At 55.6% G+C, this 22,236-nt stretch carries 20 protein-coding genes; 11 read left to right on the forward strand and 9 right to left on the reverse strand.

The window, feature by feature from the left end; genetic code table 11:
• Positions 1 to 86: 86 nt before the first annotated feature.
• Genes IEW65_RS13600 through IEW65_RS13615 form a run of 4 tightly spaced genes read right to left on the reverse strand, consistent with a single transcriptional unit; the run spans position 87 to position 5,431 of the window.
• Entirely contained in the window at positions 87 to 362 is a 276-nt protein-coding gene (locus IEW65_RS13600) for a GIY-YIG nuclease family protein (protein WP_188640017.1), read from the reverse strand.
• A 6-nt stretch (positions 363 to 368) separates the two neighbouring features.
• On the reverse strand, positions 369 to 3,860 hold the full coding sequence (locus tag IEW65_RS13605; protein WP_188640018.1) for a sensor domain-containing protein: 3,492 nt from the start codon (positions 3,858 to 3,860) through the stop codon (positions 369 to 371).
• A 50-nt stretch (positions 3,861 to 3,910) separates the two neighbouring features.
• Complete coding sequence (locus IEW65_RS13610) at positions 3,911 to 4,930, reverse strand: tripartite tricarboxylate transporter substrate binding protein (RefSeq protein ID WP_188640019.1); 1,020 nt, start codon at positions 4,928 to 4,930, stop codon at positions 3,911 to 3,913.
• Between the two features lie 36 nt (positions 4,931 to 4,966).
• Complete coding sequence (locus IEW65_RS13615; protein ID WP_188640020.1) at positions 4,967 to 5,431, reverse strand: YchJ family protein; 465 nt, start codon at positions 5,429 to 5,431, stop codon at positions 4,967 to 4,969.
• Positions 5,432 to 5,586: 155 nt separating this feature from the next.
• On the opposite strand from IEW65_RS13615, the gene IEW65_RS13620 reads away from it, so the two are divergent.
• Positions 5,587 to 5,898, forward strand: a complete 312-nt coding sequence (locus IEW65_RS13620; RefSeq protein WP_188640021.1) for a hypothetical protein — start codon at positions 5,587 to 5,589, stop codon at positions 5,896 to 5,898.
• 80 nt (positions 5,899 to 5,978) lie between these two features.
• Here the strand turns inward: IEW65_RS13620 and argE are convergent, their stop codons facing one another.
• Positions 5,979 to 7,148 carry an acetylornithine deacetylase gene (gene argE / locus IEW65_RS13625; protein ID WP_188640022.1) on the reverse strand — a complete coding sequence of 390 codons (1,170 nt, stop codon included), beginning with the start codon at positions 7,146 to 7,148 and terminating at the stop codon, positions 5,979 to 5,981.
• 201 nt (positions 7,149 to 7,349) lie between these two features.
• Between argE and ugpB the strand changes: the two genes are divergently transcribed.
• From ugpB to IEW65_RS13645, 4 genes are all read left to right on the forward strand, one after another.
• The gene (ugpB, locus tag IEW65_RS13630) at positions 7,350 to 8,675 is read left to right on the forward strand and encodes a sn-glycerol-3-phosphate ABC transporter substrate-binding protein UgpB (protein WP_188640023.1); all 1,326 of its coding nucleotides are present in this window, start codon (positions 7,350 to 7,352) and stop codon (positions 8,673 to 8,675) included.
• Positions 8,676 to 8,760: 85 nt separating this feature from the next.
• Complete coding sequence (gene ugpA / locus IEW65_RS13635; protein WP_188640024.1) at positions 8,761 to 9,645, forward strand: sn-glycerol-3-phosphate ABC transporter permease UgpA; 885 nt, start codon at positions 8,761 to 8,763, stop codon at positions 9,643 to 9,645.
• Between the two features lie 27 nt (positions 9,646 to 9,672).
• Positions 9,673 to 10,515: a sn-glycerol-3-phosphate ABC transporter permease UgpE gene (gene ugpE, locus IEW65_RS13640; protein WP_188640025.1), complete on the forward strand. Its 843-nt coding sequence runs from the start codon at positions 9,673 to 9,675 to the stop codon at positions 10,513 to 10,515.
• 2 nt (positions 10,516 to 10,517) lie between these two features.
• Positions 10,518 to 11,573, forward strand: a complete 1,056-nt coding sequence (locus tag IEW65_RS13645) for a sn-glycerol-3-phosphate import ATP-binding protein UgpC (RefSeq protein WP_188640026.1) — start codon at positions 10,518 to 10,520, stop codon at positions 11,571 to 11,573.
• A gap of 55 nt (positions 11,574 to 11,628) precedes the next feature.
• Here the strand turns inward: IEW65_RS13645 and IEW65_RS13650 are convergent, their stop codons facing one another.
• Positions 11,629 to 13,263 (reverse strand): bifunctional metallophosphatase/5'-nucleotidase, encoded by a 1,635-nt coding sequence (locus IEW65_RS13650; RefSeq protein ID WP_188640027.1) that lies wholly within the window; start codon positions 13,261 to 13,263, stop codon positions 11,629 to 11,631.
• A gap of 176 nt (positions 13,264 to 13,439) precedes the next feature.
• Here IEW65_RS13650 and phnD point away from each other — a divergent pair, with 176 nt between their 5' ends.
• The 3 genes from phnD to phnE all read left to right on the forward strand — a co-directional run bounded on the left by phnD (position 13,440) and on the right by phnE (position 16,067).
• Positions 13,440 to 14,315, forward strand: coding sequence for a phosphate/phosphite/phosphonate ABC transporter substrate-binding protein (phnD, locus tag IEW65_RS13655; protein WP_188640028.1), 876 nt, complete (start codon positions 13,440 to 13,442; stop codon positions 14,313 to 14,315).
• Between the two features lie 143 nt (positions 14,316 to 14,458).
• Entirely contained in the window at positions 14,459 to 15,262 is an 804-nt protein-coding gene (locus IEW65_RS13660; RefSeq protein ID WP_188640029.1) for a phosphonate ABC transporter ATP-binding protein, read from the forward strand.
• A gap of 1 nt (position 15,263) precedes the next feature.
• The gene (gene phnE, locus IEW65_RS13665; RefSeq protein ID WP_139527902.1) at positions 15,264 to 16,067 is read left to right on the forward strand and encodes a phosphonate ABC transporter, permease protein PhnE; all 804 of its coding nucleotides are present in this window, start codon (positions 15,264 to 15,266) and stop codon (positions 16,065 to 16,067) included.
• Between the two features lie 27 nt (positions 16,068 to 16,094).
• Here the strand turns inward: phnE and IEW65_RS13670 are convergent, their stop codons facing one another.
• Positions 16,095 to 16,760 (reverse strand): SDR family oxidoreductase, encoded by a 666-nt coding sequence (locus IEW65_RS13670; RefSeq protein WP_188640030.1) that lies wholly within the window; start codon positions 16,758 to 16,760, stop codon positions 16,095 to 16,097.
• Positions 16,761 to 16,902: 142 nt separating this feature from the next.
• A complete protein-coding gene (locus tag IEW65_RS13675) occupies positions 16,903 to 17,907 on the reverse strand; it encodes a porin (RefSeq protein WP_188640031.1) in 1,005 nt (334 codons plus the stop codon).
• Between the two features lie 387 nt (positions 17,908 to 18,294).
• Between IEW65_RS13675 and IEW65_RS13680 the strand changes: the two genes are divergently transcribed.
• The 3 genes from IEW65_RS13680 to IEW65_RS13690 all read left to right on the forward strand — a co-directional run bounded on the left by IEW65_RS13680 (position 18,295) and on the right by IEW65_RS13690 (position 21,489).
• Positions 18,295 to 19,458, forward strand: coding sequence for a glycosyltransferase family 4 protein (locus IEW65_RS13680; protein ID WP_188640032.1), 1,164 nt, complete (start codon positions 18,295 to 18,297; stop codon positions 19,456 to 19,458).
• Positions 19,421 to 19,960: a phosphatase PAP2 family protein gene (locus IEW65_RS13685; RefSeq protein WP_188640033.1), complete on the forward strand. Its 540-nt coding sequence runs from the start codon at positions 19,421 to 19,423 to the stop codon at positions 19,958 to 19,960. Before IEW65_RS13680 ends, IEW65_RS13685 begins: the two co-directional genes overlap by 38 nt.
• Positions 19,961 to 20,043: 83 nt before the next feature.
• Positions 20,044 to 21,489, forward strand: a complete 1,446-nt coding sequence (locus IEW65_RS13690; protein WP_188640034.1) for a sodium/glutamate symporter — start codon at positions 20,044 to 20,046, stop codon at positions 21,487 to 21,489.
• Positions 21,490 to 21,547: 58 nt separating this feature from the next.
• On the opposite strand, the gene IEW65_RS17185 is transcribed toward IEW65_RS13690, so the two are convergent.
• Complete coding sequence (locus IEW65_RS17185; protein WP_268234731.1) at positions 21,548 to 21,679, reverse strand: hypothetical protein; 132 nt, start codon at positions 21,677 to 21,679, stop codon at positions 21,548 to 21,550.
• Positions 21,680 to 22,236: the final 557 nt, after the last annotated feature.

Here is a 22,236-nt window from a genome sequence, read left to right on the forward strand (position 1 = left end):
GTGTCAGCGCTAACGCTAAGCAACGTCAGAACAAGCTAAACCATTTACACGGGCTGTGCTGCTCCTATCCCACGGCTTAATGAACCTTAACTCAACGCAACGGGCCACTTGGCTGCCCAACGGCGCTTTTGATCAGGAGTTTGCTGTTTCAACTGATATTCTGCTCGGCTGGCAGCGGCGCGGTCAGCAAAGGGTTGCGCCCCAAGCAGCGCCAGCGGTGGGTTTGCCCGCGTGTAGCGTGCGCCTTTGCCCGCCGCGTGGGCGTGATAGCGTTTGGTCAGATTGTTGGTAATGCCTACATAGGTACCGCGCTGACACTCTAGCAAGTAGAGGTACCATTGGGGGGCTTGGCTATGGTCCATAGTGACTCATTGATTAACGGGGGTGGCAGTGGATTCCTGAGCCGTCAGCAGGCCCTCAAGTTCCGCCAACGGCATGGGTTTAGCCAGTCCAAAGCCCTGAAACCCATCACAGTGGTAAGTGAGCAACCGCTGATGCTGCTCGCTGGTTTCTACGCCTTCCGCCACGACACTTAAGCCTAAGTGATGCGCCATGGAGATAATCCCCTGAACAATGGCGGCGTCATCGCTGCTGTTGGTGAGTTCGTGGATAAAACTACGGTCAATTTTCACGGTGCTGATAGGCAGATGCTTTAGGTAGCTCAGGCTTGAGTAGCCGGTGCCAAAATCATCGATGGAAACGCTCACTTGCATGCTGCGCAGGGCATGCAAAATATCAATCGCCGAGGCCGTGTTATCCATCAGAATACCTTCCGTTAACTCAAGCGACAGCTGTTCGGCAGGCAGGCCGGTATCCGACAGCGTTTGGCAAAGAGTGGCGAGAAAGTTTTCACGATGGAACTGCAGCGGCGAAAGATTCACCGCGACCCGCAGCGTCCCTAGCCCCCGCTGCTTGAGCGCCAGCATATCCGCGCAAGCACGCTGTAGCACCCATTCGCTAATGGGCATAATTTGCCCAGTGGCTTCCGCCAGGGGAATAAAGCGAGCGGGAGAGAGGTAGCCTTTACTGGGGTGCGGCCAACGTAGCAGGGCTTCCACGCTGACAATCTTTCCATGACGATTAAACAGCGGCTGGTAATGCAGCTCAAAGCCTTGATGATCAATGGCTTCCTGAAGGTCATTACGCAGGCTGACCCGTTCACTGGCGATGTCATTGATATCGCTACTAAACCAAGCATAGGCGTTGCGCCCTTGCTGCTTGGCTTTGTACATCGCCATATCTGCCTGCTGAATTAGTGTTTGCGGCAGCGGTGTATCGGGCTGGCTGATGGCGATCCCAACACTGGCGGTTAAATACAGCTCGTGGCCCTCAATGCAGTACGGTTTAGCCAGGGAAGGTAATAATCGCTCTACCACTTCGACGACCTGTCCTTCATCGCAGGTGTTGGTAATCAGAAGAACAAACTCATCGCCCCCCAAGCGAGCAACGGTATCTTCCTGGCGCAACCCAGCCCGCAGTCGTTTTGCGACCTCTACCAGTACTTGGTCGCCCACCGCATGCCCCAAGGTGTCATTAATCGGCTTGAAGTCGTCCAGATCCACAAACAGCACGCTCATGCGCTCACTGCTGCTTTGGATAGAAGCGAACTGCTTGTGCAGTGTCTCTTCAAACATCATGCGATTAGGCAGTCGCGTCAGATCATCGTGGGTAGCATGGTAGGCAAGCTGTGCTTCGTAAGCCTTGTGCTTTGAAATATCGTGCTGCACACCCACGAAATGAGTGACATCGCCGCTACCATCACGCACCGGGGCAACGTATAAATCGTTCCAGAAGGGCGTCCCATCTTTACGATAGTTGCACAGCGTAACGTGGGTTTCCCGCTGTTCTTGAATACCACGCCGTAACTTGTTCACCATGACAGCGTCACTATCGGGGCCTTGCAGAAACCGGCAGTTTTGTCCTAATACTTCGTGCTGTGAATAGCCTGTCATGGTGCTGAAGGCTTGATTGGCATAAATAATCGGCAAATCCGGATGACGGGCATCAGCAATAAGCACGCCGTTCACACTGGCTTCCACGCTGCGTTCCAGTGTGCGTAGCCGCGTCTGCTGGCGACGCTTTTCAGTCACATCTTGGGCAATACCGTAGACACCTTCGATACTACCGTTAACCGTGACGGGCAGGCTGATGAGGTCCAGCGTACGTTGCTGAGCTTCACGATCAGTGATGGTGACTTCATAACGGGTAATACCGCCTTGCAGTACGTGCTTAAAATGCCCGTTGATGCGCTCCCGCTCTTGTAAGGCAATAAAATCGGTGAAGTGCCGCCCTACAACCTCGTCTAACGGATAGCCGGTGACATCAGAACAGGTGGTGTTGGCGGTTTGAAAATAGCCATATTTATCCAGCGAAAAAACCGCATCGGGATGATGCACAAACAGCGAACGATAGCGCTGCTCACTCTCTTCCAAGGAGTGGCGCGCGGCTGCCAGTTCACGCGTGCGGGCAATGCTTGCCCCCACAACGCCTACGCTAAAGGCCAGCAGCCAACTCATTAACAAACCGCCCATGGCCACGCTAATCGGCATAACGCCTAGCAAATACCAGTTATAGTGTTGGCCAGGATACGCGCGCAGCATTAAATTTACGCCGCCTGGTAGCCCGGCTAGGCGTGTGGCAAGTGCGTAAGAAGGCGAGCCAACTTCATCCACGGCAAAACCGGAAGGGTGCAAAATCATCAACAACTGCTCGCCCCGGCTAACACCCACCTTAAACGGCCCTAGCGCTAGGCTAAGTTCATGATGCAGCAGTGCGCCTAAATCCATGGCGGCTAACATCTGCTGGTCTCTATTGGGCACAGGCAGGGCCATCAGCATCATGTTGGGCTGTTGATGGTCAGGCATCAATAAACGTGGCCGACTAAACGGTATGGCGAGCCACGCCTGTACGCTGGCTTTTTCCAACTGATTTAAAAGCCATGCGTCACTGCCCTGTTGCCGCCCTTGTACCCAGAGAGGGTTGCCTTGGGTATCGATGAACGAGATCACGGTTAAGCTAAGGGTATCGCGGAAATAACTCTGCGCATCCTGATTGAGCAGTACATCCAGCTGGTCATCAGGTACCACCCCCAACCGCTCGGCCATGCGATGCATGAGTTGCAGTCTATCCGACATAGCCTGCTCAGCGTTGAGCTGCACGTTATCTAGTAAATAGCGTGCCTGTAACTCAATGGTAGAGCGCTGATTCATGCTCAGCAGCAGCCAAGCAAGACTGCTCACCATGACCCCCGCCAGCCCGACCATCACTGTTAGCCGCCCGGGGCTTAAACGCTCTGGACGATGACGCCAGCCAGCGACCAGCAGTGCCGCTCCCAGCAAGACGATAAAGACCAACACCGCAATGGGCGATGAAGTGAAAAGCGGCTGATAGCCCTCATTGCTGCCCCATAGCCGCACGACCACTAACCCACCAAACAGCAGCAGCCCGATCCCGGTAGCTCGCCAATAGAGTCGGCGAACGGTGCTCCCTACGCCTACCCAGAGGCAGCCCGTAATCCACGCCAGAATCAGCCCCGACAGGGTAGTCATACGGTTCTCTTGGGTCACCAGCGACGCCGCCACACCGCGATCCAGAGCGTTATGTGTGAGGGTATAGATCAGCAGCGCCGCTAACCCTGCGGCACTCAACAGCCGCAGCCAGCGCACTTGGCACAGCGTGGCCAACAAGCTGATGCCAATCAACAGCGTGGCAAGCGACGCATCAGGCACCAGCATGGGCCCAAACAGTGTCTCTGGCAGCAACAGACCTACCAGCAGTCCGGCACCGCCCATAAACAGCAGCGTGGCCGAGGCAATTAATAGCAGCGTTTCGGCTGCTAGATCACGCGTATTTAGCGGCAAACTTTGCCCCTCCTCTTCTCACCACGGCACTGCTAACCACGGCCCCTTATTTAGCGCTCAAACGCGATATTGTCCGCTAACCGCTGCAACTGCTCATACTGTGTATCGAGATATCGGCTGTACGCCTCGCGCGGCATAAAGTCGACGCTGGAACCGTGGGTATAGAGCAGTGCTTCCATCAACGCTGGCTGCTGGAGTGCCTGCTCGAACGCATGAGCCAAGCGCTCCACACGCTCTGGCGGGGTATGAAGCGGTGCAAATACGCCTCGATCAGTGGTGTTAGTCAGCGTGATGCCCTGTTCAATCAGCGTAGGCACCTGCGGCAGCGCTGCGAGTCGTGTATCGCTTGCCACGCCCAGTGGCACCAGCGCACCGCTGTTAAATAGCGCGCCCGCCGAGGGTAAGTTCAGCATAGCGAGATCCAGCTCGCCGCCTAATAAGGCCACTACCTGGGCACCGGTATCGGGGTAACGTACGAACTGAATATCAGCAGGCGAGATACCCGCCTGCTCAAAGAAATGTAGCCAGAAAAAATGATCCGTCGAGTTGGGAATAATGCCGACCAGTAATTCACCCGGGCGCTGTTTAACGAGCGCCGCCAGATCGCTGGCCTGGGTTAACGTATGGCCAGCCATGGTCGCAGGGATATTGACGGTGCGGGTTAGCAGGGCGACAGGGGCGAATGCATCGTGGGAATAGTCAGAAAGCCCGGCAATATAGGCAAGGTCAATGGTTTGATGACTGCCTAGCAGTGTGTAACCATCTGGCGGTGACTGTTTCACAAACTGAGAGCCGAGCGTGGCCCCATTGCCCGGCATATTCATAGGGATAATAGCGCTGCCAAGGTGAACCTGCGCCTGCTCTGCAATGGCGCGAAACAGGATATCGGTAGCCCCACCTTCGCCAAACGGCACCACTAACGTAATGTCAGACGCCGGAAAGGGCGCTTCGCGTATATCGCTCTCAGCGTAAGCATTCAACGTCATCATCCCGAACACCACAGCGGCTATCATCGCGATACGCGTGCCTACGCGGCTGCTAAGGCGCGCCCTTTCTGGCCAAGTACCCATTATTTTTATGCCTCATGCTACTTAGCAACTCTGTGCTTATGCCCTGCAACATACCTTTAATTTGCGCCCGCTACCACAGGGGCAAGGCTCATTCCGCCCCGGTTTTAAACGCTTCACGCTAGGCGTACCGTCCACATACCACCAGCGCCCCTCTTCCCTTATAAATCGCGATGCCTCCTCTAACATGTGCCAGCCGCCTGGCTCGCGAAAGGTGGCGCGAAAATGCACGGTACCTTGATCGTTTTGCGCGCTGGGCGCTGCCACAATCTCAAGGGCGACCCATTGGGTATCAGGGTCGGCCGGTAGCTGCTGAGGGCGGGTGGTGGGGTGCCACGTCGCTAGCAAATAGTCACGCTGATTCAACGCGAAAGCGGCGTAACGTGAGCGCATCAGCGCTTCGGGTGTTGGCGGTAAAATAGGCCCTTGATGGTAGGGCTGGCAGCAAGCGTCAAAGGGTATATCGCTACCGCATGGGCAACTTTTAAGCGATGGTTGAGTCATAGCAGTGGCTCTGGCTTATGCATTTAACGGGCGCTGTAGATGTTTTGTTTCGGTATTGGCCCTGAGAAGGGTATAGTAGCAGAGCAAGATCCCTAGACAGACGGAGTACGACAACACGATCGATCATTCTTTCCAAACGCAGTGGAGGTTCTCCTATGAAGGTTTACAAACCGGAATGGCAGTGCACGTTTAGCGTAAACGAAGGCGCGGTAGAATCAGCAAATTGGAAAGAGAGAATCGCGTGGCGGCTTAGAGAGTTTGCCGACCGACTTGAAGGCGGCGGCCGCACGATCAAAATCGACTGCAGCGTCTCGCCACAGGTGAGCCGTGATGACGTTGATACCTGCTTGGGAAAAGGGTTTGAAGTCACCCAACGGCTGCTAACCCAGCTTGCCCAACAGCAGGCGTGCGAAGATGTGATGCGCCATGCGAAAGCAGAGCTTTACGAAGAGCAGCATCAGCACTAACAGCCAGACCGTAAGCGTCTCAAGAAAACACCCGCCCGATCACACTGGCGGGTGTTTTTTATTGGGCGCAAATAAACCCGTTAGCCTGAATAAGGCGTTTCCAGGGCGCTGCCTAAGCGCTGCATAAACGCACTGCATTCATCGAGCTGCGCTGTTTCAATATACTCATCCGGCTGGTGCGCCTGGGCAATACTGCCCGGCCCTAAAATAATGGTTTGTAACCCCTGGCCTTGGAACTGCCCAGCTTCCGTGGCGTAAGCGACCGCGTGCTGGCAGCAGCCGCTAGGCAAATGGTCCTGCGCTAACCGCAGCACCTGCTGATTGTTACGGTCGGCTAGCCCCGGCACCGTTACATTCAGCGGCTCAGTCATGATGTCCACGGTTTTGCCCTGAGCGCTTAACGCCTCACTGAGCGTTGCGCAGTAGTCGCTAAAACGCCCGTACACCTCTTCAAAGGTCTCCGTGGGCAGGTGGCGAATCTCCCACTCGAACTGACACTCCCGCGCCATGATGTTAATGGCCGTGCCACCTCTGATTTTACCCACATGCAAACTGGTATGCGGCACGTTAAAAGCCTCATCCACGCGCCCATCTTCCACCAGTGCCGCCATGGTGTCTTCAATAAACGTCACTAGCCTGGCGGCCACGTGGATCGCGGACGTGCCTTGATTCACCTGGCTGCTGTGTGCTTCACGGCCAATCACGGTGGTGCGCAGGTTGGTCGCGCCCTTTTGCGCGACCACCGGCTGCATACTGGTGGGCTCGCCTACGATCACATGGGCGGTGGTGGAGTAGTGCTCATAAAAGCGTTTGATCAAGCTGGGGGCGCCCACGCAGCCGATCTCTTCATCATAAGAGAAGCCGAAGTAGATTGGCTGCTTCAGCGGTGCCTTCGCCCAGGTAGGCACCATGGCGAGCGCGCAGGCAATAAAGCCCTTCATATCGCAGGTGCCGCGCCCGTACAAACGGCCATCGCCGCCATTGCGCAGGGTGAACGGGTCGCTGCTCCAGGGCTGGCCAGCCACAGGCACCACATCGGTATGGCCAGACAGCATCACGCCGCCGGGGGCATCCGGGCCAATGCGGGCAATCAGGTTGGCTTTGGTACCGCAGGGGCTCATCACCCGCTCAGCGGTCACGCCGTAATCGGCTAAATAGCGCTCAACAAACTCAATCAGCGCCAGGTTCGACTCGCTAGAGGTGGTATCAAACGCCACCAGTTGGGTCAGCAGCGCAGTTACGTTCGTCATGTTTATCTCGTTGGTTAGGCTTTTTAGCCACCCTAGCACCCCGCATTCCCTTTGCCTACTGAGCGCTGCCAGCGCCTCACTAAAGGTTGACCGTCACGACAAGTTCACCGTGCATTCATGAAAGCGTCATCTACACTTTCTACTGTTCAGTGCACCCAAAAACTTAATAAACGTACTGCGCAGGACCTACAAGGAGCCGTTATGTCTCGTTTCACGTTGCACGCGCTTGCCCTCGGTGTTGCCACCGCCTCGTTCAGCCTCTCTGCTACTGCCGCTACCGAAGTCACCTGGTGGCATGCTATGGGCGGCCAACTGGGCGAAATCCTGGAAGGCATGACCGAGGAGTTCAACGCTTCTCAAGATGAGTACCGCGTTACCCCCAGCTACCGCGGCAACTATACCGAAACCATGACCGGCGCTATTGCAGCGTTCCGCGCAGGCGAGCAGCCGCACATTCTGCAAGTGTTTGAAGTCGGCACCGGCACCATGATGAACGCCGAAGGGGCGATTTATCCGGTGTATGAGCTGATGGAAGCTCATGGCCGTGCGTTTGATCGCGAAGCCTTCCTGCCCGCCGTGGTGGGCTACTACACCGATACCAACGGCAACATGCTGTCGTTCCCGTTTAACTCCTCCACGCCCATCATGTACTACAACCGTGATGCGTTTGAGGAAGCAGGCCTAGACCCAGAACAGCCGCCGCAAACCTGGGAAGAGCTCGCGGAATACGCCACTCAAATTACCGAATCTGGTGCTGCTAACTGCGGTTTTACCACCTCTTGGCCAAGCTGGGTGATGCTGGAGAACTTCTCCGCCATGCATAACTCCCCGCTGGGCACGCTAGAAAACGGCTTTGGCGGTATGGACACCGAGCTGAACTTCAACAACGAGCTGGTCGCCCGCCACTGGGATAACCTGAAAACCTGGCAAGATGCTGGCGCCTTCAAATGGGGCGGCCCCGGCCCTGGCCCAGATGCGGAACCGCTGTTCTACTCCCAAGAGTGTGCGATCTTCTTCGGTTCGTCCGCCTCCCGTGCAGACGTGGCTGCCAATGCCGACTTTGAAGTAGGCTTTGGCATGCAGCCCTACTACGCTGACGTAGAAGGCGCGCCGCAGAACTCCATCATTGGCGGAGCCACGCTGTGGGCCTTGCAGGGCCACACTGATGACGAATACGCCGCCGTCGCAGCGTTTTTCGAGTACCTCTCTCAGCCGGAAGTACAGGCCACGTGGCATCAGCAAACCGGCTACCTGCCGATTACTCAAGCCGCTTGGGATTTGAGTCAAGAGCAGGGCTACTACGATGAGAACCCTGGTGCGGATATCTCGCTGAAGCAGATGACGCTCAACGAGCCTACTGAGAACTCAAAAGGCCTGCGCTTTGGCAACTTCGTCCAGATCCGCGACATCATCTCTGAAGAGATGGAAGCGGTGATGACCGGCAATAAGTCAGGCCAAGAAGCCGCCGATGCCGCGGTGGAGCGTGGCAACGGGCTACTGCGCGACTTTGAATCTGCCAACCAGTAAGTAAGCACCGGCATCGCCGCCTGCCTTTTGGGCAGGCGGCGATGCCGTTTTTAGTGCCGTCTGTTAATCGCAGGTTTCATCGCCTATGCAAACTAAACGCATGACCTTCCCAGGGCGCTTTCTGCCCTACGCGCTGCTCGCCCCTCAGGTCATTATCACGCTGATTTTCTTTATCTGGCCTGCTGGCCAAGCGCTCTATCAATCACTGTTACGTGAAGACGCGTTTGGGCTGCGCACCACCTTTGTGGGGCTTGAGAACTTCGCCCGCCTGTTCCGTGATGGCAGCTATCTCAATTCACTGTCGGTGACGGTGGTGTTTGCCGTTGGCACGACGCTGCTCTCCATGACAGTGGCGCTGCTGCTGGCCTGCACGGTGAATCGCATGATTCGTTCGCGCAGCACCTATACCACCTTGCTGGTGTGGCCCTATGCCATTGCCCCCGCCATTGCCGGGGTGCTGTGGTGGTTTATCTTCAACCCCTCCATTGGCATCGTGCCTTATATGCTGGATATGGTGGGCTACCAGTGGAACCACCGCACCTCTGGAGCAGACGCCATGCTGCTGGTGATTTTTGCCGCCGCCTGGAAACAGATCTCCTATAACTTTCTGTTCTTCCTCGCCGGGCTGCAGTCGATTCCTCAATCGCTCATTGAAGCCGCTGCCATTGATGGCGCCAGCCCCATGAAGCGCTTCTGGACCATTGTGTTCCCGCTGCTGTCGCCGACCACGTTCTTCCTGATGGTGGTGAACGTGGTGTACGCGATGTTCGATACCTTCGGGATTATTCACGCCACTACCCAGGGCGGCCCCGCCCAGGCCACCAACACGCTGGTGTACAAGGTGTATGCCGATGGCTTTGTCGGCCTGAACCTGGGGTCATCCGCCGCGCAGTCGGTGATTTTGATGGTGATTGTGGTGGCACTCACGGTAGTGCAATTCCGCTTTATCGAGCGCCGGGTGAACTACTAGCCGCAGGCTGACTGTTGGAGTTTTGTCATGGTTGAAAATCGTCCCTGGGCGAACTTTTTTGCCCACTTAACGCTGATGGTAGGCGTCGCGGTGGTGGTGTTTCCCGTTTATGTGGCGCTGGTGGCCTCCACCCAAGCGCCGGGCGACCTGCTGCGCGGCACGCTGCCGATGCTACCCGGTGCACACGGCATCGAAAACTTTACCCGTATGTGGCAATCCGGCGTATCTAACGCGGGCGCACCGCCTGCCGGCAAAATGCTATGGAACAGCTTTATCATGGCCATGGCGATTACCGTGGGTAAGCTGTCGATTTCGCTGCTCTCCGCGTTTGCGATTGTGTACTTCCGCTTCCGCTTTCGGATGTTCTTCTTCTGGCTCATCTTTCTTACCCTGATGCTGCCGGTGGAGGTACGCATTATTCCTACCTTCCAGGTGGTCGCGGATCTCAACATGCTCAATAGCTTTGCCGGGCTGTCGATACCGCTCATTGCTTCCGCCACCGCGACGTTTTTGTTTCGGCAGTTTTTCATGACGATCCCCGAAGAGATGCTGGAAGCAGCCCGGGTGGATGGCGCAGGCCCGCTGAAATTCTTTAAAGACATTCTGATGCCGCTCTCGATCACCAATATCGCCGCGCTGTTCGTGATTATGTTTATTTACGGCTGGAACCAGTATTTATGGCCGCTGCTGATCACTACCGACCCGGACTACTACACCATTGTGATGGGCATTCAGCGCATGACCTCTGAGGAGAACCCCCAGTGGCACCTCATTATGGCTGCCGTGGTAATGGCGGCTCTGCCACCGGTATTAGTGATTTTGTTTATGCAACGCCTGTTTGTGAAAGGCCTGACCGAGACGGAGAAATAACCATGGCCAGCATTACCTTGGAAGGGCTGAAAAAAACCTACGCGGGCAACGTGGCGGCGGTCAAAGGGGTCGATTTACACATTCAGGACGGCGAGTTTGTGGTGCTGGTCGGGCCTTCTGGCTGCGGTAAATCCACCCTGCTGCGCATGGTGGCTGGCCTGGAGACCATTACCGAGGGCACCCTAAAAATCGGTGAGCGGGTGGTGAACCAGCTAGAGCCCGCCGAGCGGGATATCGCCATGGTGTTCCAAAACTATGCCCTCTACCCCCATATGACGGTGTACAACAACCTGGCGTATGGGCTGAAGAATCGCGGTTTCAAGAAAGACGACATCGACCAGCGGGTGCGCACGGCGGCCAAGATGCTGGAGATAGAAGACTTCTTGGAGCGCAAACCGCGCAAGCTCTCCGGTGGCCAGCGCCAGCGGGTAGCGATGGGCCGTGCGTTAGTGCGCGAGCCCGCCGCGTTTCTGTTTGATGAGCCGCTCTCTAACCTAGATGCCAAGCTGCGCGTGCAGATGCGCGTCGAGATCAAACAGCTGCAGCGGCGGTTAAAAACCACCAGCCTCTATGTGACCCACGACCAGCTCGAGGCGATGACGCTGGGAGATAGGCTTGTGGTGCTCAATGCCGGTCAGATAGAGCAGGTGGGCACGCCGATGGAGATCTACGCCCGTCCGGCCACTATGTTTGTGGCGGAGTTTATTGGCTCCCCAGCCATGAACATGCTGCCGCTGGATTACCTTGCGCAGCAGGATACTCAGGGTGTGCTGAGCCAGTTGCCGAAAGAGACCGATACTGTCGGCATCCGCCCAGACGACATGCAACTCACCCCGCCAGCCGCGCCCTACGTCATGCTAGACGCCACCTTGATGCTGTTTGAAGCCGCCGGGGCAGAGAGCCATCTCTACCTGAACCTGGCAGGCAGCGACCAACCCACGGTAGTGCGTACCGCAGGCCAGCCGCCGGTCAGCGAAGGTGAAACGCTGCAGGTGTACGTGACCAGCGATGCGCTTCACCCGTTCAACCGCACCACCGGCAAGCGCACCGCCCATTAGTACCCAGCGCCTAGGCGGGTAACAACGTTACTCGCCTAATGTTACCCGCCTAAGGTTACTCCCCTAAGGCACGGTCAGTAATGCGCCCTTCAGGTTGGTAAAATACTTCACCAAGCGCCACGATGTGGTCACGCAGCATTTCCCAATCGGTATTGCCCACGATGGTGTTACGGCCATCGTCATAGGCAGCCCCTAACGCTGCGTGGCTGTCGCCGCCCGCCGCCGTGAAGTTATTGGTCGCCACGGTGTAAGTTTTATCGGGATCAATCGCCTGCATCGCGCCCTCTCGATTCACCTTCAAGCTCACCACACGCTCCCCCACCGGCAAGCGACTATCGAAGACCAGCTGCGTTCCTGCGGAGACCTGCAAGAAGCCACCGTTCTCTTCTGGTGCGTTGGCTAGGGCAATTTCAAAGGTTTCCAGCAGTTCAGCGCCGGTCACCTCCAGCAGCGTGAGGCGATTGCCAAACGGCTGCACGGCAACCAGCTCGCCCACGGTGACCTCACCTTCGGGTAATGCTTCGCGAATACCGCCGCTATTTTGAAACGCCATGATGGTATCGGGAACCACCCGCTGGGCGGCGTAAAGCTGGCCATCGGCAATCAGGTTGCCCAGTGCCGTTTCGTTGGCCCGCACGCTTTGCGCCTCCCCCTGGCCATGGCGCGGGTTCTCCAGCGTACGAATCGCGGTGGCCCCCACCTGCTGGTCGCGCAGCGCCTCTATTGCCTGCGTAAAGGGTGCCAGTTGCGCAAGCGCTGCTTCGTCCGGCGTGCGCTCTTCAGTGGCGAGCAGCTCTCCGGTCACCTCTTGAACGACGCCATCTGCATCAAACGTCACCTGCATCACGCCTAAATGCTCGCCATACTCACCGGCCTGGCCGATGGCCGTTGGGGCTTTCGCCTCACCTGCCAACGTGTGGCTCACCAGCGTAGGCGGCGTTACCCGCGTGTGGCTATGGCCGCCAATAATAATATCGATGCCTTCCACCTGCTGGGCCAACAGCAGGTCATTGCCGACGCTTGGGTCGCTGTCATAGCCTAAATGCGTGAGCGCAATAATCTTGTTGACTCCCTGTGCTTCAAAGGCTGCCACCATGGCTTCAGCAGCTTCACGGTAGTCGCTGATAACGACCTCGCCGGGGCTGGAAATCGTTTCGCTATCCTGGGTACTCAAGCCAAAAATGCCGATCTGCTCGCCCTCCTGCTCCACAATAATACCGTCGTAGAGGTAGCCCGACTGGGGCGACGCGCTGATCGATTCGCCCACGCGTTCAGCAAACTCAGCGGCAGCGGAAAAGTCCAAGTTCGCGCCTAGAACAGGGAAATTGGCCTCGGCAAAAAACGCGGCCAATGCTTGATGGCCTGCCTCAGGACTCCCTAAATCAAACTCATGATTACCGGGTACAAAGGCGTCATACCCCATTGCGTTCATAAAGGTCAGCGCATCCTGCCCTAGGAACTCATTGAAATAGAGCGTACCGGAAAAAATATCGCCCGCTTCCAGCAGCAGGCCATCGCCATAGGTGGCTTTCGCTTCATTGAGCGTGGTGATCAGCGATGGATAAGCATCGGTGCGGCCATGCAGATCGTTGGTGTGATAAAGGGTGAGGGTAAACGACTGCGCCAATGCTGCTGGAGTCACAACCCATAGCGCTGTCCCTAGCGTGATGCCTGTTCGTAACGCATGCATAACCATGCTCCTTGCTGAGTGATGGGGGTAGGGCCATTAGTCTGTCATCTTCACGTGATCATACCGTCATCTTGACTACACCTTAGTGTCACAGTGACCTGCCACCCTAATGCTGATCATAACGAGTGCCTACTGCTAGGTAGGCATCGCAAAAAACAGCTTAAGGGAACCCGACCATGACGAAAACACTATTAACGTTGGCGATTGCCGCCGTGACCTTTACCGTGTCTACCGCCCATGCCAATAACGATTTAAGCAATGTATGCCCCAACCCTATTCGCATGGCCGATACCGGCATTGAGGGCATGGGCCCACTCGCCGAGGCATTTGGCCCCTTTGCTGAAGCATTTGAACAGACCACCGGCCTCACGCTTGACATGTTCAGCCTGAGCAACCGCACCGCAGCAGGCACTGCGCTGCAGTATGACGATGTCGACCTCGTGTTTGCGGGCCCGTCTGAGTTCGTCCTATTCGACCGTGAAAGCGACATTGAAATTCTATTTGCGATTGAGCGCCCCCACTACGGCAGCAGCTTCTATGTATCTGCCGATAGCGATATTCAGTCGCTGGAAGACCTGGCAGGCCACCGCGTCGCTTTGAAAGACGTGGGCTCCACCAGCGGCCATATTTTCCCGAGCCAGATGCTGGTTGATGCGGGTCTGGATATTGATCGCGATCTTGAGATCATTATGGCGGGCGATGCCCGTATTGCCGCGCTGGTTAACGGCGATGTGGATGCCATGGGCGGTGGTAATCGCGATATCGAAGAGATTCAAGCGATGGACCCGAACGGCGAGTATCGCGTGATTGCCACCAGCGACGTACTGCCTGGCGACCCAGTGGTGATGCGCGGCTCCCTAGACGACGCCTGCAAAACCGCACTGCGCAGCACTCTGGAAGAGAACAGTGACACCCTGTGGAACGCGCTGATTGCCACCGACCGAAACGAAGACAAGTTTTTAAACCGCGACTCCTCGCTGGGCTTTGACCGCACCAATGAAGATTACGATGTCGTGCGCCAAGCCTACGAAGCAGCGGGCATTCCGCTCTAATTCGTTTTCCACCGTTCCCTTTATCGTGATCGCACAGGGACGTGCGCTGATCGAGCAAAGGCTCTGTGAGTACCAAGACACGGTAGGTCTCTCATGTCTGTTGTTTCACTCCCCCTCCTGGCCTCCGCGCAGGAGGTTTTTGTATGAATGCCATCGACATTACCAATGTTCATAAGCACTACGGCAGCTTACACGTACTGCGTGGGCTAACGCTCAGCATTCCCAAAGGGGAGTGTGTCATTTTGCTGGGGGCTAACGGCTGTGGTAAATCCACGCTGATGCGCTGCATCAACGGCTTAGCCCCTCACGATCAGGGCGATATTCGTATTTTCAACGAATCGCTTTCACAGCTTTCCAAACCGCGTTTGCGCACACTGCGTCAAAAAGTTGGCGTGGTTTTTCAGCAGTTCAACTTGGTACAGAACGTCAGCGTGTTTCAAAACGTGCTGTATGGCGCACTGGGCCAGCAGCGTCTTGGCTTACTGTCGACACTCTCTTGCACCGCGAGCCAAACGCTTCGTGAGCGCGCCATGAAGTCGCTGGACCGGGTGGGGTTGGCCCATAAGGCCCTGGCAAGCTGTCGTGAACTGTCTGGCGGTCAACAGCAGCGCGTCGCGATTGCCAGAACGCTGATGCAAGACGCCCACATCATCATCGCGGATGAGCCCATCGCCAGCCTGGACCCAAAAGCGGGACGCGAGATTATGGACTTGCTGCTAGAGGTAGTGAGCGAACGTGGGCTCACTGTGCTGTGTACGCTGCATCAGCTAGAGCTAGCGCAACAGTACGGTGACCGTATTGTGGGCATGAAAGCGGGCACCGTAGTGCTCGATACGCCTCGTGAGGCGGCCGCGCTGAGCGATATGCAGGCGCTCTATCAAGGTGACACCCGCGTCGAGCAAACGCCCTCATCCTCCACAACCCGCCAACCGCTAAAGGCGATTTAATATGCCATCGAAGCTACCGCCAACCGCCAGCCTGCCTCCCCGTTTTCGCCGCCCTTCCCTGTTTGTTTGGGGCATCAGCCTCGGCTTTTTAGCGCTGTTTATACAAGGCGTCATGGCCACCAATGTCACACTCGAGCGTTTGATACGCGGGGCGACAAACCTAGGTCACTTTATAGGGCGGGCTTTCCCTCCGGATCTCAGCAATTTAGACGTACTGGCATGGTCGATGTATGAAACTCTCAATATTGCCATTGTCGGCGTAACGCTGGGCGTTATCCTCAGCGTGCCGTTTGCACTGCTGGCGGCGCGCAATACCTCCCCCGCTCCGTGGGTGCGCTCTATCACGCGGCTGATGATTGCCACCATGCGCACTATTCCAGACCTTATCTGGGCACTGATCTTTGTGGTTGCGGTAGGGTTAGGGCCGATGGCGGGCGTGCTGGCCATCGTGATGGATACGATTGGTTTTGCCGCCCGCTTTTTCTCAGAGCGGATTGAGGAAGTCCACCCCGGCCCCTCCGATGCGCTAACCGCCACCGGGGCGGGCAGGCTATCCGTGATTGGAGGCGCGATTTTGCCGGAAACCCTCGCTTCCATGACGGCCACCAGCTTATACAGCGTCGAGAAAGCGCTGCGTTCAGCGGTCACGCTAGGGCTGGTGGGCGCAGGCGGCATTGGCGTTGAACTCGCCGCCGCCATGCGGCTATTTAACTACGACCGCGCGCTCACCATTATTTTGGTGATCCTTGTTGTGGTGATTGGTTTTGAGCAGCTCTCGTCGCAAATCCGCAAGCGCGTGATCTAAGGTATGCCCAGGCGGCTCACGGCACGTCTACCAAGGCAACTGTTCGCCATTGGAGTGCCAGAAGCCGCCGCTATTCTCTACGTTGAGCGCCTTGATGCAGGCGGCAATGCCCGTTGCGGACTCCTGTGGGCTAATGTGGCCACCAAAGTTGACCATCCGGGTTTTTACATAGCCCGGATGCAGCTGTGCCACGGCGATGCCGCGAGGCTTGAGATCAATAGCCAGCGACTTACCAAAGGCGTTCAACGCCGCTTTTGACGCGCGATAGCCGTAGCGGCCACCTGAGTCGTTATCCGCCAAAGAGCCCATCCGGCTAGTGATATTGGCGATTTTACTGCCCTGCTTCATCAACGGCAGCAGCGCTTCAGTGACGCGAAGGGGCGCATAAGCGTTGATTTCCATTTGCTGACGCAGGCTATCGATATCGATACTCCCCAACACGTCATCGCGCAGCAGACCTGCGTTGTTGATCAACAGGTCGATGGTATGGCCATCCAGCGCCGCTGCAAGACGAGCAATGCCCTCCGCCTCGGTCACATCAATGCCTTCTACCACCTTGGCGGCGACCCGCTCTAGCTCCTCAGAGCTTTGACGACACACGCCGATGACTTTCCATCCTTCCTGTTGATAATGCTCAGCAAGGGCTAACCCTACGCCACGGTTTGCGCCGGTAATCACAACGATGGAAGACATCATCTCTCCTTAAGCACGCGATCAAATAATAAAACAGCATAACGCAAAAAGCCGATGTGTGATAAACACATCGGCAAAAACGATCTTTCAAAGCATTAAAACGTTAAGAAACCTAACGCACCACTTAAACTTAAGACACTACTTAGAAGTGGTAGCGTGCACCCACTGCGTAATACAGATCATCTTCGTAGTTATTTACCGCATCTTCGTTAGCATCGTTAAGTTCTACGAAGACATCGAAGTTATTCGTCAGATCATAATGGGCAGCAGCGGCCCATGCATTACGGCTGCTAGAGTCATTATCTAGCTCGATGTTGTAGTAATCGAGATAGAACGTCCATGCGCCAGTGGCGAAGGTGCCACCCAGACCCACGGTGTCAAAACCACCGCCCAGCGTGTCGCTGTCGCCGCGAGTTTCGTAACCTAGACGGGCAGAGAAAGCGTCGTTGATGGCGTATTCAGCAGTGGTACCCACGCGAGTTTCACCGTTACCACCACCACGAACGGTATCTTCTACGTAACCCAGCGCCAGACGCAGCGGGCCAGTGGAGTACGTCACACCGCCTTGCGTCGCAATCACGTTTCCTTCGCTGGATTGTGCCGCCGTTTCTAAGCCACGCTCAGAGAAGTGCTTAGCAGCAACGAAGGCCTGGAAACCGTTCAAATCAGGTGTCATGTACGCCAATGAGTCGCCACGTGCCTGCAAACCACCGCCTGCAAACTCATAGCCGCGCTCAACGTACACGTCGAACACGCCCATTACTTCGCCGTCGTAGAAGCTGTCGAAGTTACCAGCGGTAAAGGTACCGAACTGCTGGCTTTCCAGGCCGAGGTAGCTGTTGCGAACTTCATCAAAACCAGATGTCTGGTTACGCTCGTCGCCTGTAAAACGCCACTCCACACGAGCAAATGCACGCAGGTCAGACGTCACTTGATGGCCAGCAGTAATGCGCAAACGCGAACCGAAGTTACGGAACTCTTCACTGTTATCGACCCCATCTTCTGCGCCACCACCTTCGATACCCATGGCGATACGGCCATAAATATCCAGCGTGGTACCGTCTTGGTCGTAGACCATGGCGGCCTGAGCAGCAGAAGCACCGAGTAAACCACTAACGGCCAGAGCAAGTGTCGTTTTCTTAAACATGATGGATCCCTTTTAAGTAGCGAGTGCTTGTTATCAGCACTTATTCAGCTAAAGTCAGATTTAGGTAACTTTGATTGCGCGTTGCGAAGGCACACTGAGGCGTTGGCTGCCTCGTCACTGGCTACCTTAAAGGCGTTATATGTCATTCTTCTTAAAGTTTTATTTTATTTACTTATCTTTTATAAAAAACAAATTAAACAAAAGTGACTTATAGAGTTAACATTTATCTGTTAATACAGAAAACTTAATTATCATTTATTTCAATGGGAGTGGATGCAACGGTCGCGCTACGCATCGGGCTGTCATCGCTTGTTCACTTGCTTGTCTTGGCAGTGTCATTGTGCCTGCGCATTATGTTGGAAAACGTGATAAAGGGATGAATCGCTCATGCGGCTCTGTATCGTTAGCGAAACATGGTCACCAGAAATTAACGGCGTCTCCCATACCCTCAATCGGGTGTGCCGTGAATTGCAGCGTCTGGGAGTCACAGTGGATGTGATTCGCCCAGCGCCTAAAGTCCCTGGAGACGCCACTGGCGTGAACCAAGAGCTACAGGTAAATCGCTGTTCGCTACCCGGTTACCGTGATGTACAGGTAGGTTTTGCACGACCCGCTACGCTGCGTCGTTTTTGGCAGCAGCACCGGCCCGATGTGATCTACCTTGCCACTCAAGGGCCACTTGGCTGGGCGGCTCGACAAGCGGCTACCCAGCTTGGGCTCCCGCTGGTAGCAGGTTGGCACACCAATTTTGATCACTACTGCCATGACTATGGTGTTTCCTGGCTCTCAGCAGCAACGCGCCGCTACCTTCGTTACTTCCATAACGGCTGTGTGCTCACGCTGGTGCCCACCCAGCAGCAGGCCGCTGTACTGCGCCAGCAAGGTATTCATGATGTACAGGTGCTCTCACGGGGCATCGATGGCGACAAGTTCTCACCGGCCCACCGTGATACCGAGCTGCGCAAACAGTGGGGAGTGAGCGAGCACCAGCCGGTCGCCCTGTATGTGGGTCGGTTAGCGCCCGAGAAAAACTTGGCTTTGCTCCAGGAAACCCTACAAGCCATGCGTGACGTGCGTCCCGATATGGCCCTCGTGATTGTTGGCGATGGCCCTGGGCGGGCACAGTTAGAAAAAGCGCTGCCTGACGCACATTTCACGGGGTTTGTGGACAAGCCGGCGTTGGCTCAGCACTACGCCAGTGCCGATATGTTTGTGTTTCCTTCGCTGTCGGAAACCTGGGGAAACGTGGTCACCGAAGCCATGGCAAGCGGCTTAGCCGTAGTGGCATATCGTCATGCCGCCAGCGCAGAGCTCATTCAGAGTGGACATAACGGCATCACCGTAGAACCCAACGATGCCCTAGCGTTTCAGCAGGCAGCCGTTGCGTTGTGCCAGCACCCCGCCGAATACGCACGAATAGGAAGAATTGCCCGTTTACGCGCCCTGGAACAGAGCTGGTCGGGCATCGCTGAGCAATTTCTGCGCTACCTCAACTATGCCCAGGAGGCCACCCATGCGAGCTCGTCCGCTTGTCGTATTCGATCGTCTTGACCTGTGGGAGTGGCGGTTTTGCCAACGGGTGACGCACCTCTCGCTATATCGCCCTTGGCGGCTAACGCTGCAAACGGCTAGCAAACTCGGCGACTGGCCGGTGTGGGTGCTGCTGATTGCCGCCCAGCCATGGTTACAGCCGGATGGCCTGTGGCGAATCATGCAGTACACGCTCATCGCTCTCGTCGCTGTGACGGTATACAAGCTGGTGAAAACCAAACTGTGTCGCGAGCGCCCCTTCATTACCTATTTAGGCGGTGTGCACTGCGGCGAACCCGCCCGGGACCGCTACAGCTTCCCCAGCGGACATACCATGCATGCTGTGATGTTTAGCGTTCTGGTAGCCGCTCACACCCCCTGGTTACTTCCGATCATACTTCCGCTGAGCCTATTCATTGCGATTTCCCGGGTGGGGCTTGGGCTCCACTACGTGAGTGATGTCTTAGTAGGTGGTGCCATGGGCTACGGATTCGCACTACTCAGCCTGTACTGGATGGGCTGAATGGCACCCACGCCATAGCGCTTTTATTTAATCAGCACTACGTTTATCTCATTACCCTTTTCTAATCATCATGGAGCGATGAGATGACGATGACCGTTGGTGAACTGTTTATTGCGCTGGTGATCATTGCCCTAGTGCTACTTATGAGCAATGCCTTGCGCTTAGGGCTCCCCTGGCTTCGACGACTGTTTCTTCCTAGCTCGGTAATTGGTGGCTTGATCCTGCTGCTATTAGGGCCCGATGTGATTGGACGCTTTACTCCCACCCTGTTTGAAGAGAGCCCCGGCCTCTTTCCCGCTTACGTACAAGAGAGTTGGTCGGCGCTACCCGGTTTGTTAATCAACGTTGTGTTTGCTGCTCTGTTCATTGGTAAAGCCATTCCTGGCTTGCGCACCATCTGGCTGCGCGCTGGCCCGCAGGTGGTGGTGGGCCAAACCATGGCGTGGGGACAGTACGTCGTCGGGCTAAGCCTTGCTCTGTTGGTACTGGTGCCCGTCTTCAATATGAACCCCATGGTAGGCGCGCTGATTGAGATTGGTTTTGAAGGCGGGCACGGCACCGCTGCTGGGATGGCAGACACGTTTGCTGACCTCGGTTTTGAAGAGGGTGCTGACCTTGCGCTTGGCCTTGCCACGGTGGGTATTGTGTCAGGCGTGTTGATCGGTACGGTGATGATCAATATTGCGGCACGTCGCGGTATTGTTACTCCCAGCCATGAAGAACAGCAGCCGGATGAAAGCCTGCGCGATGACGAACGCCCCTCCACGGAAGAGTTCAGCGAGTTCAAAAAGGACCTTGTACAAGAAGCAGGCACCACAGACCCACTGAGCCTTCATATTGGCCTAGTGGGTATTGCGATTGTGATTGGTTGGCTGCTGCTATCAGGATTGCAGTGGATTGAACAGATGACATGGGCACGTGACGGCGGGTTGGAAATACTCGCGCACGTGCCGCTTTTCCCCATCGCGATGATTGGCGGGGTCATCGTACAACTGTGTGTTATGCGTTTTGGGCTGGAGCGGCATGTTTCTACCCGCACCATGTCACGCATTGCCGGTACCGCGCTCGACTTCACTATTGTGGCCGCCTTAGCAACCCTGTCCTTAACCACGTTAGGCGACTATTTCCTACCTTTCCTACTGCTATCGCTGGCGGGTATCGCCTGGGGTCTGTTTGTATTGATTGTGATTGCACCACGCGTCATTCCCGAAAACTGGTTTGAACGGGGGATTGGAGACTTTGGCCAATCCATGGGGGTAACGGTCACCGGGCTGCTGTTGATGCGTATGGCGGATCCAAAAAACAAATCGGGGGCGCTTGAAAGTTTCGGCTACAAGCAACTGATGTTTGAGCCCGTAGTGGGTGGCGGCTTATTTACGGCCGCAGCACTGCCTCTGATCGCCCAGTTCGGCGCGCTCTCCGTACTGATCTTCGCGGCGCTGCTGACATTAGGCTGGCTAGCGTTTGGTTTGCTCTATTTCGGGCGAATGGTACCCCAGCGAGGCAAAGGGCGCTGGAAGGGTAAATAACCGTTTCAGTTATACGACAACGCCCGCATTTGCGGGCGTTGTCGTAACAAGCTCTCTTTTACATATCTGGCGGCATATCGTCGCGATCATCCACCGCGCCCATAAACGATGTTTTGAACATTATATAAACACCGACCCCGGAAAAACCCAGAAACAGGACGAACATGCCCAACATCAGTACCATCGCCATAACGCTTGTCCCTGAAAGTATGCGGCTGCTGCGTTGACGTCTTCTAACCGCTGAATTTTGGTTTAACCGAAAGGATAGACCAAAACCGCACCCTCATCTGTACAAGTGCTATGCAAAACTCCCTATAAATATAGAAAATACCTATAAATCATGTGCTTGGATATAAAAAACAACGCAAAAAAACCACCTCGCTAAAGCGAGATGGCTGTTTCGCACCGCTGCCACTCCTTGGCATTGATGACCAACACGTCCTGTGCTGATAAGAGTGAGCAGGCTGAGTGTCCTTTCACATCCTTGATGCTTGCTGGGCGTCCTGCCCTCCTTGTCTACCTGTCAGCCTGCTCACGCTATTAACGGTTACATTTTCTGATGACTTTGAATCTAGCGACTGTTGATGGCTGGCGGTACTGACTACATAGTTCTAACTAGGATATTGCAGTCTTTGAGCCAATCCTGCCAAAAAATTGAAAAATTAAATAAAAACAACATCTTAAAAAATTAAGATGTATCAAAGATAACGTGCACCCTGGGCCTTATATGCTAACTTTTATGTATAA

Source organism: Vreelandella lutescens, from assembly GCF_014640815.1.
GTDB classification, from domain to species: Bacteria; Pseudomonadota; Gammaproteobacteria; order Pseudomonadales; family Halomonadaceae; genus Vreelandella; species Vreelandella lutescens.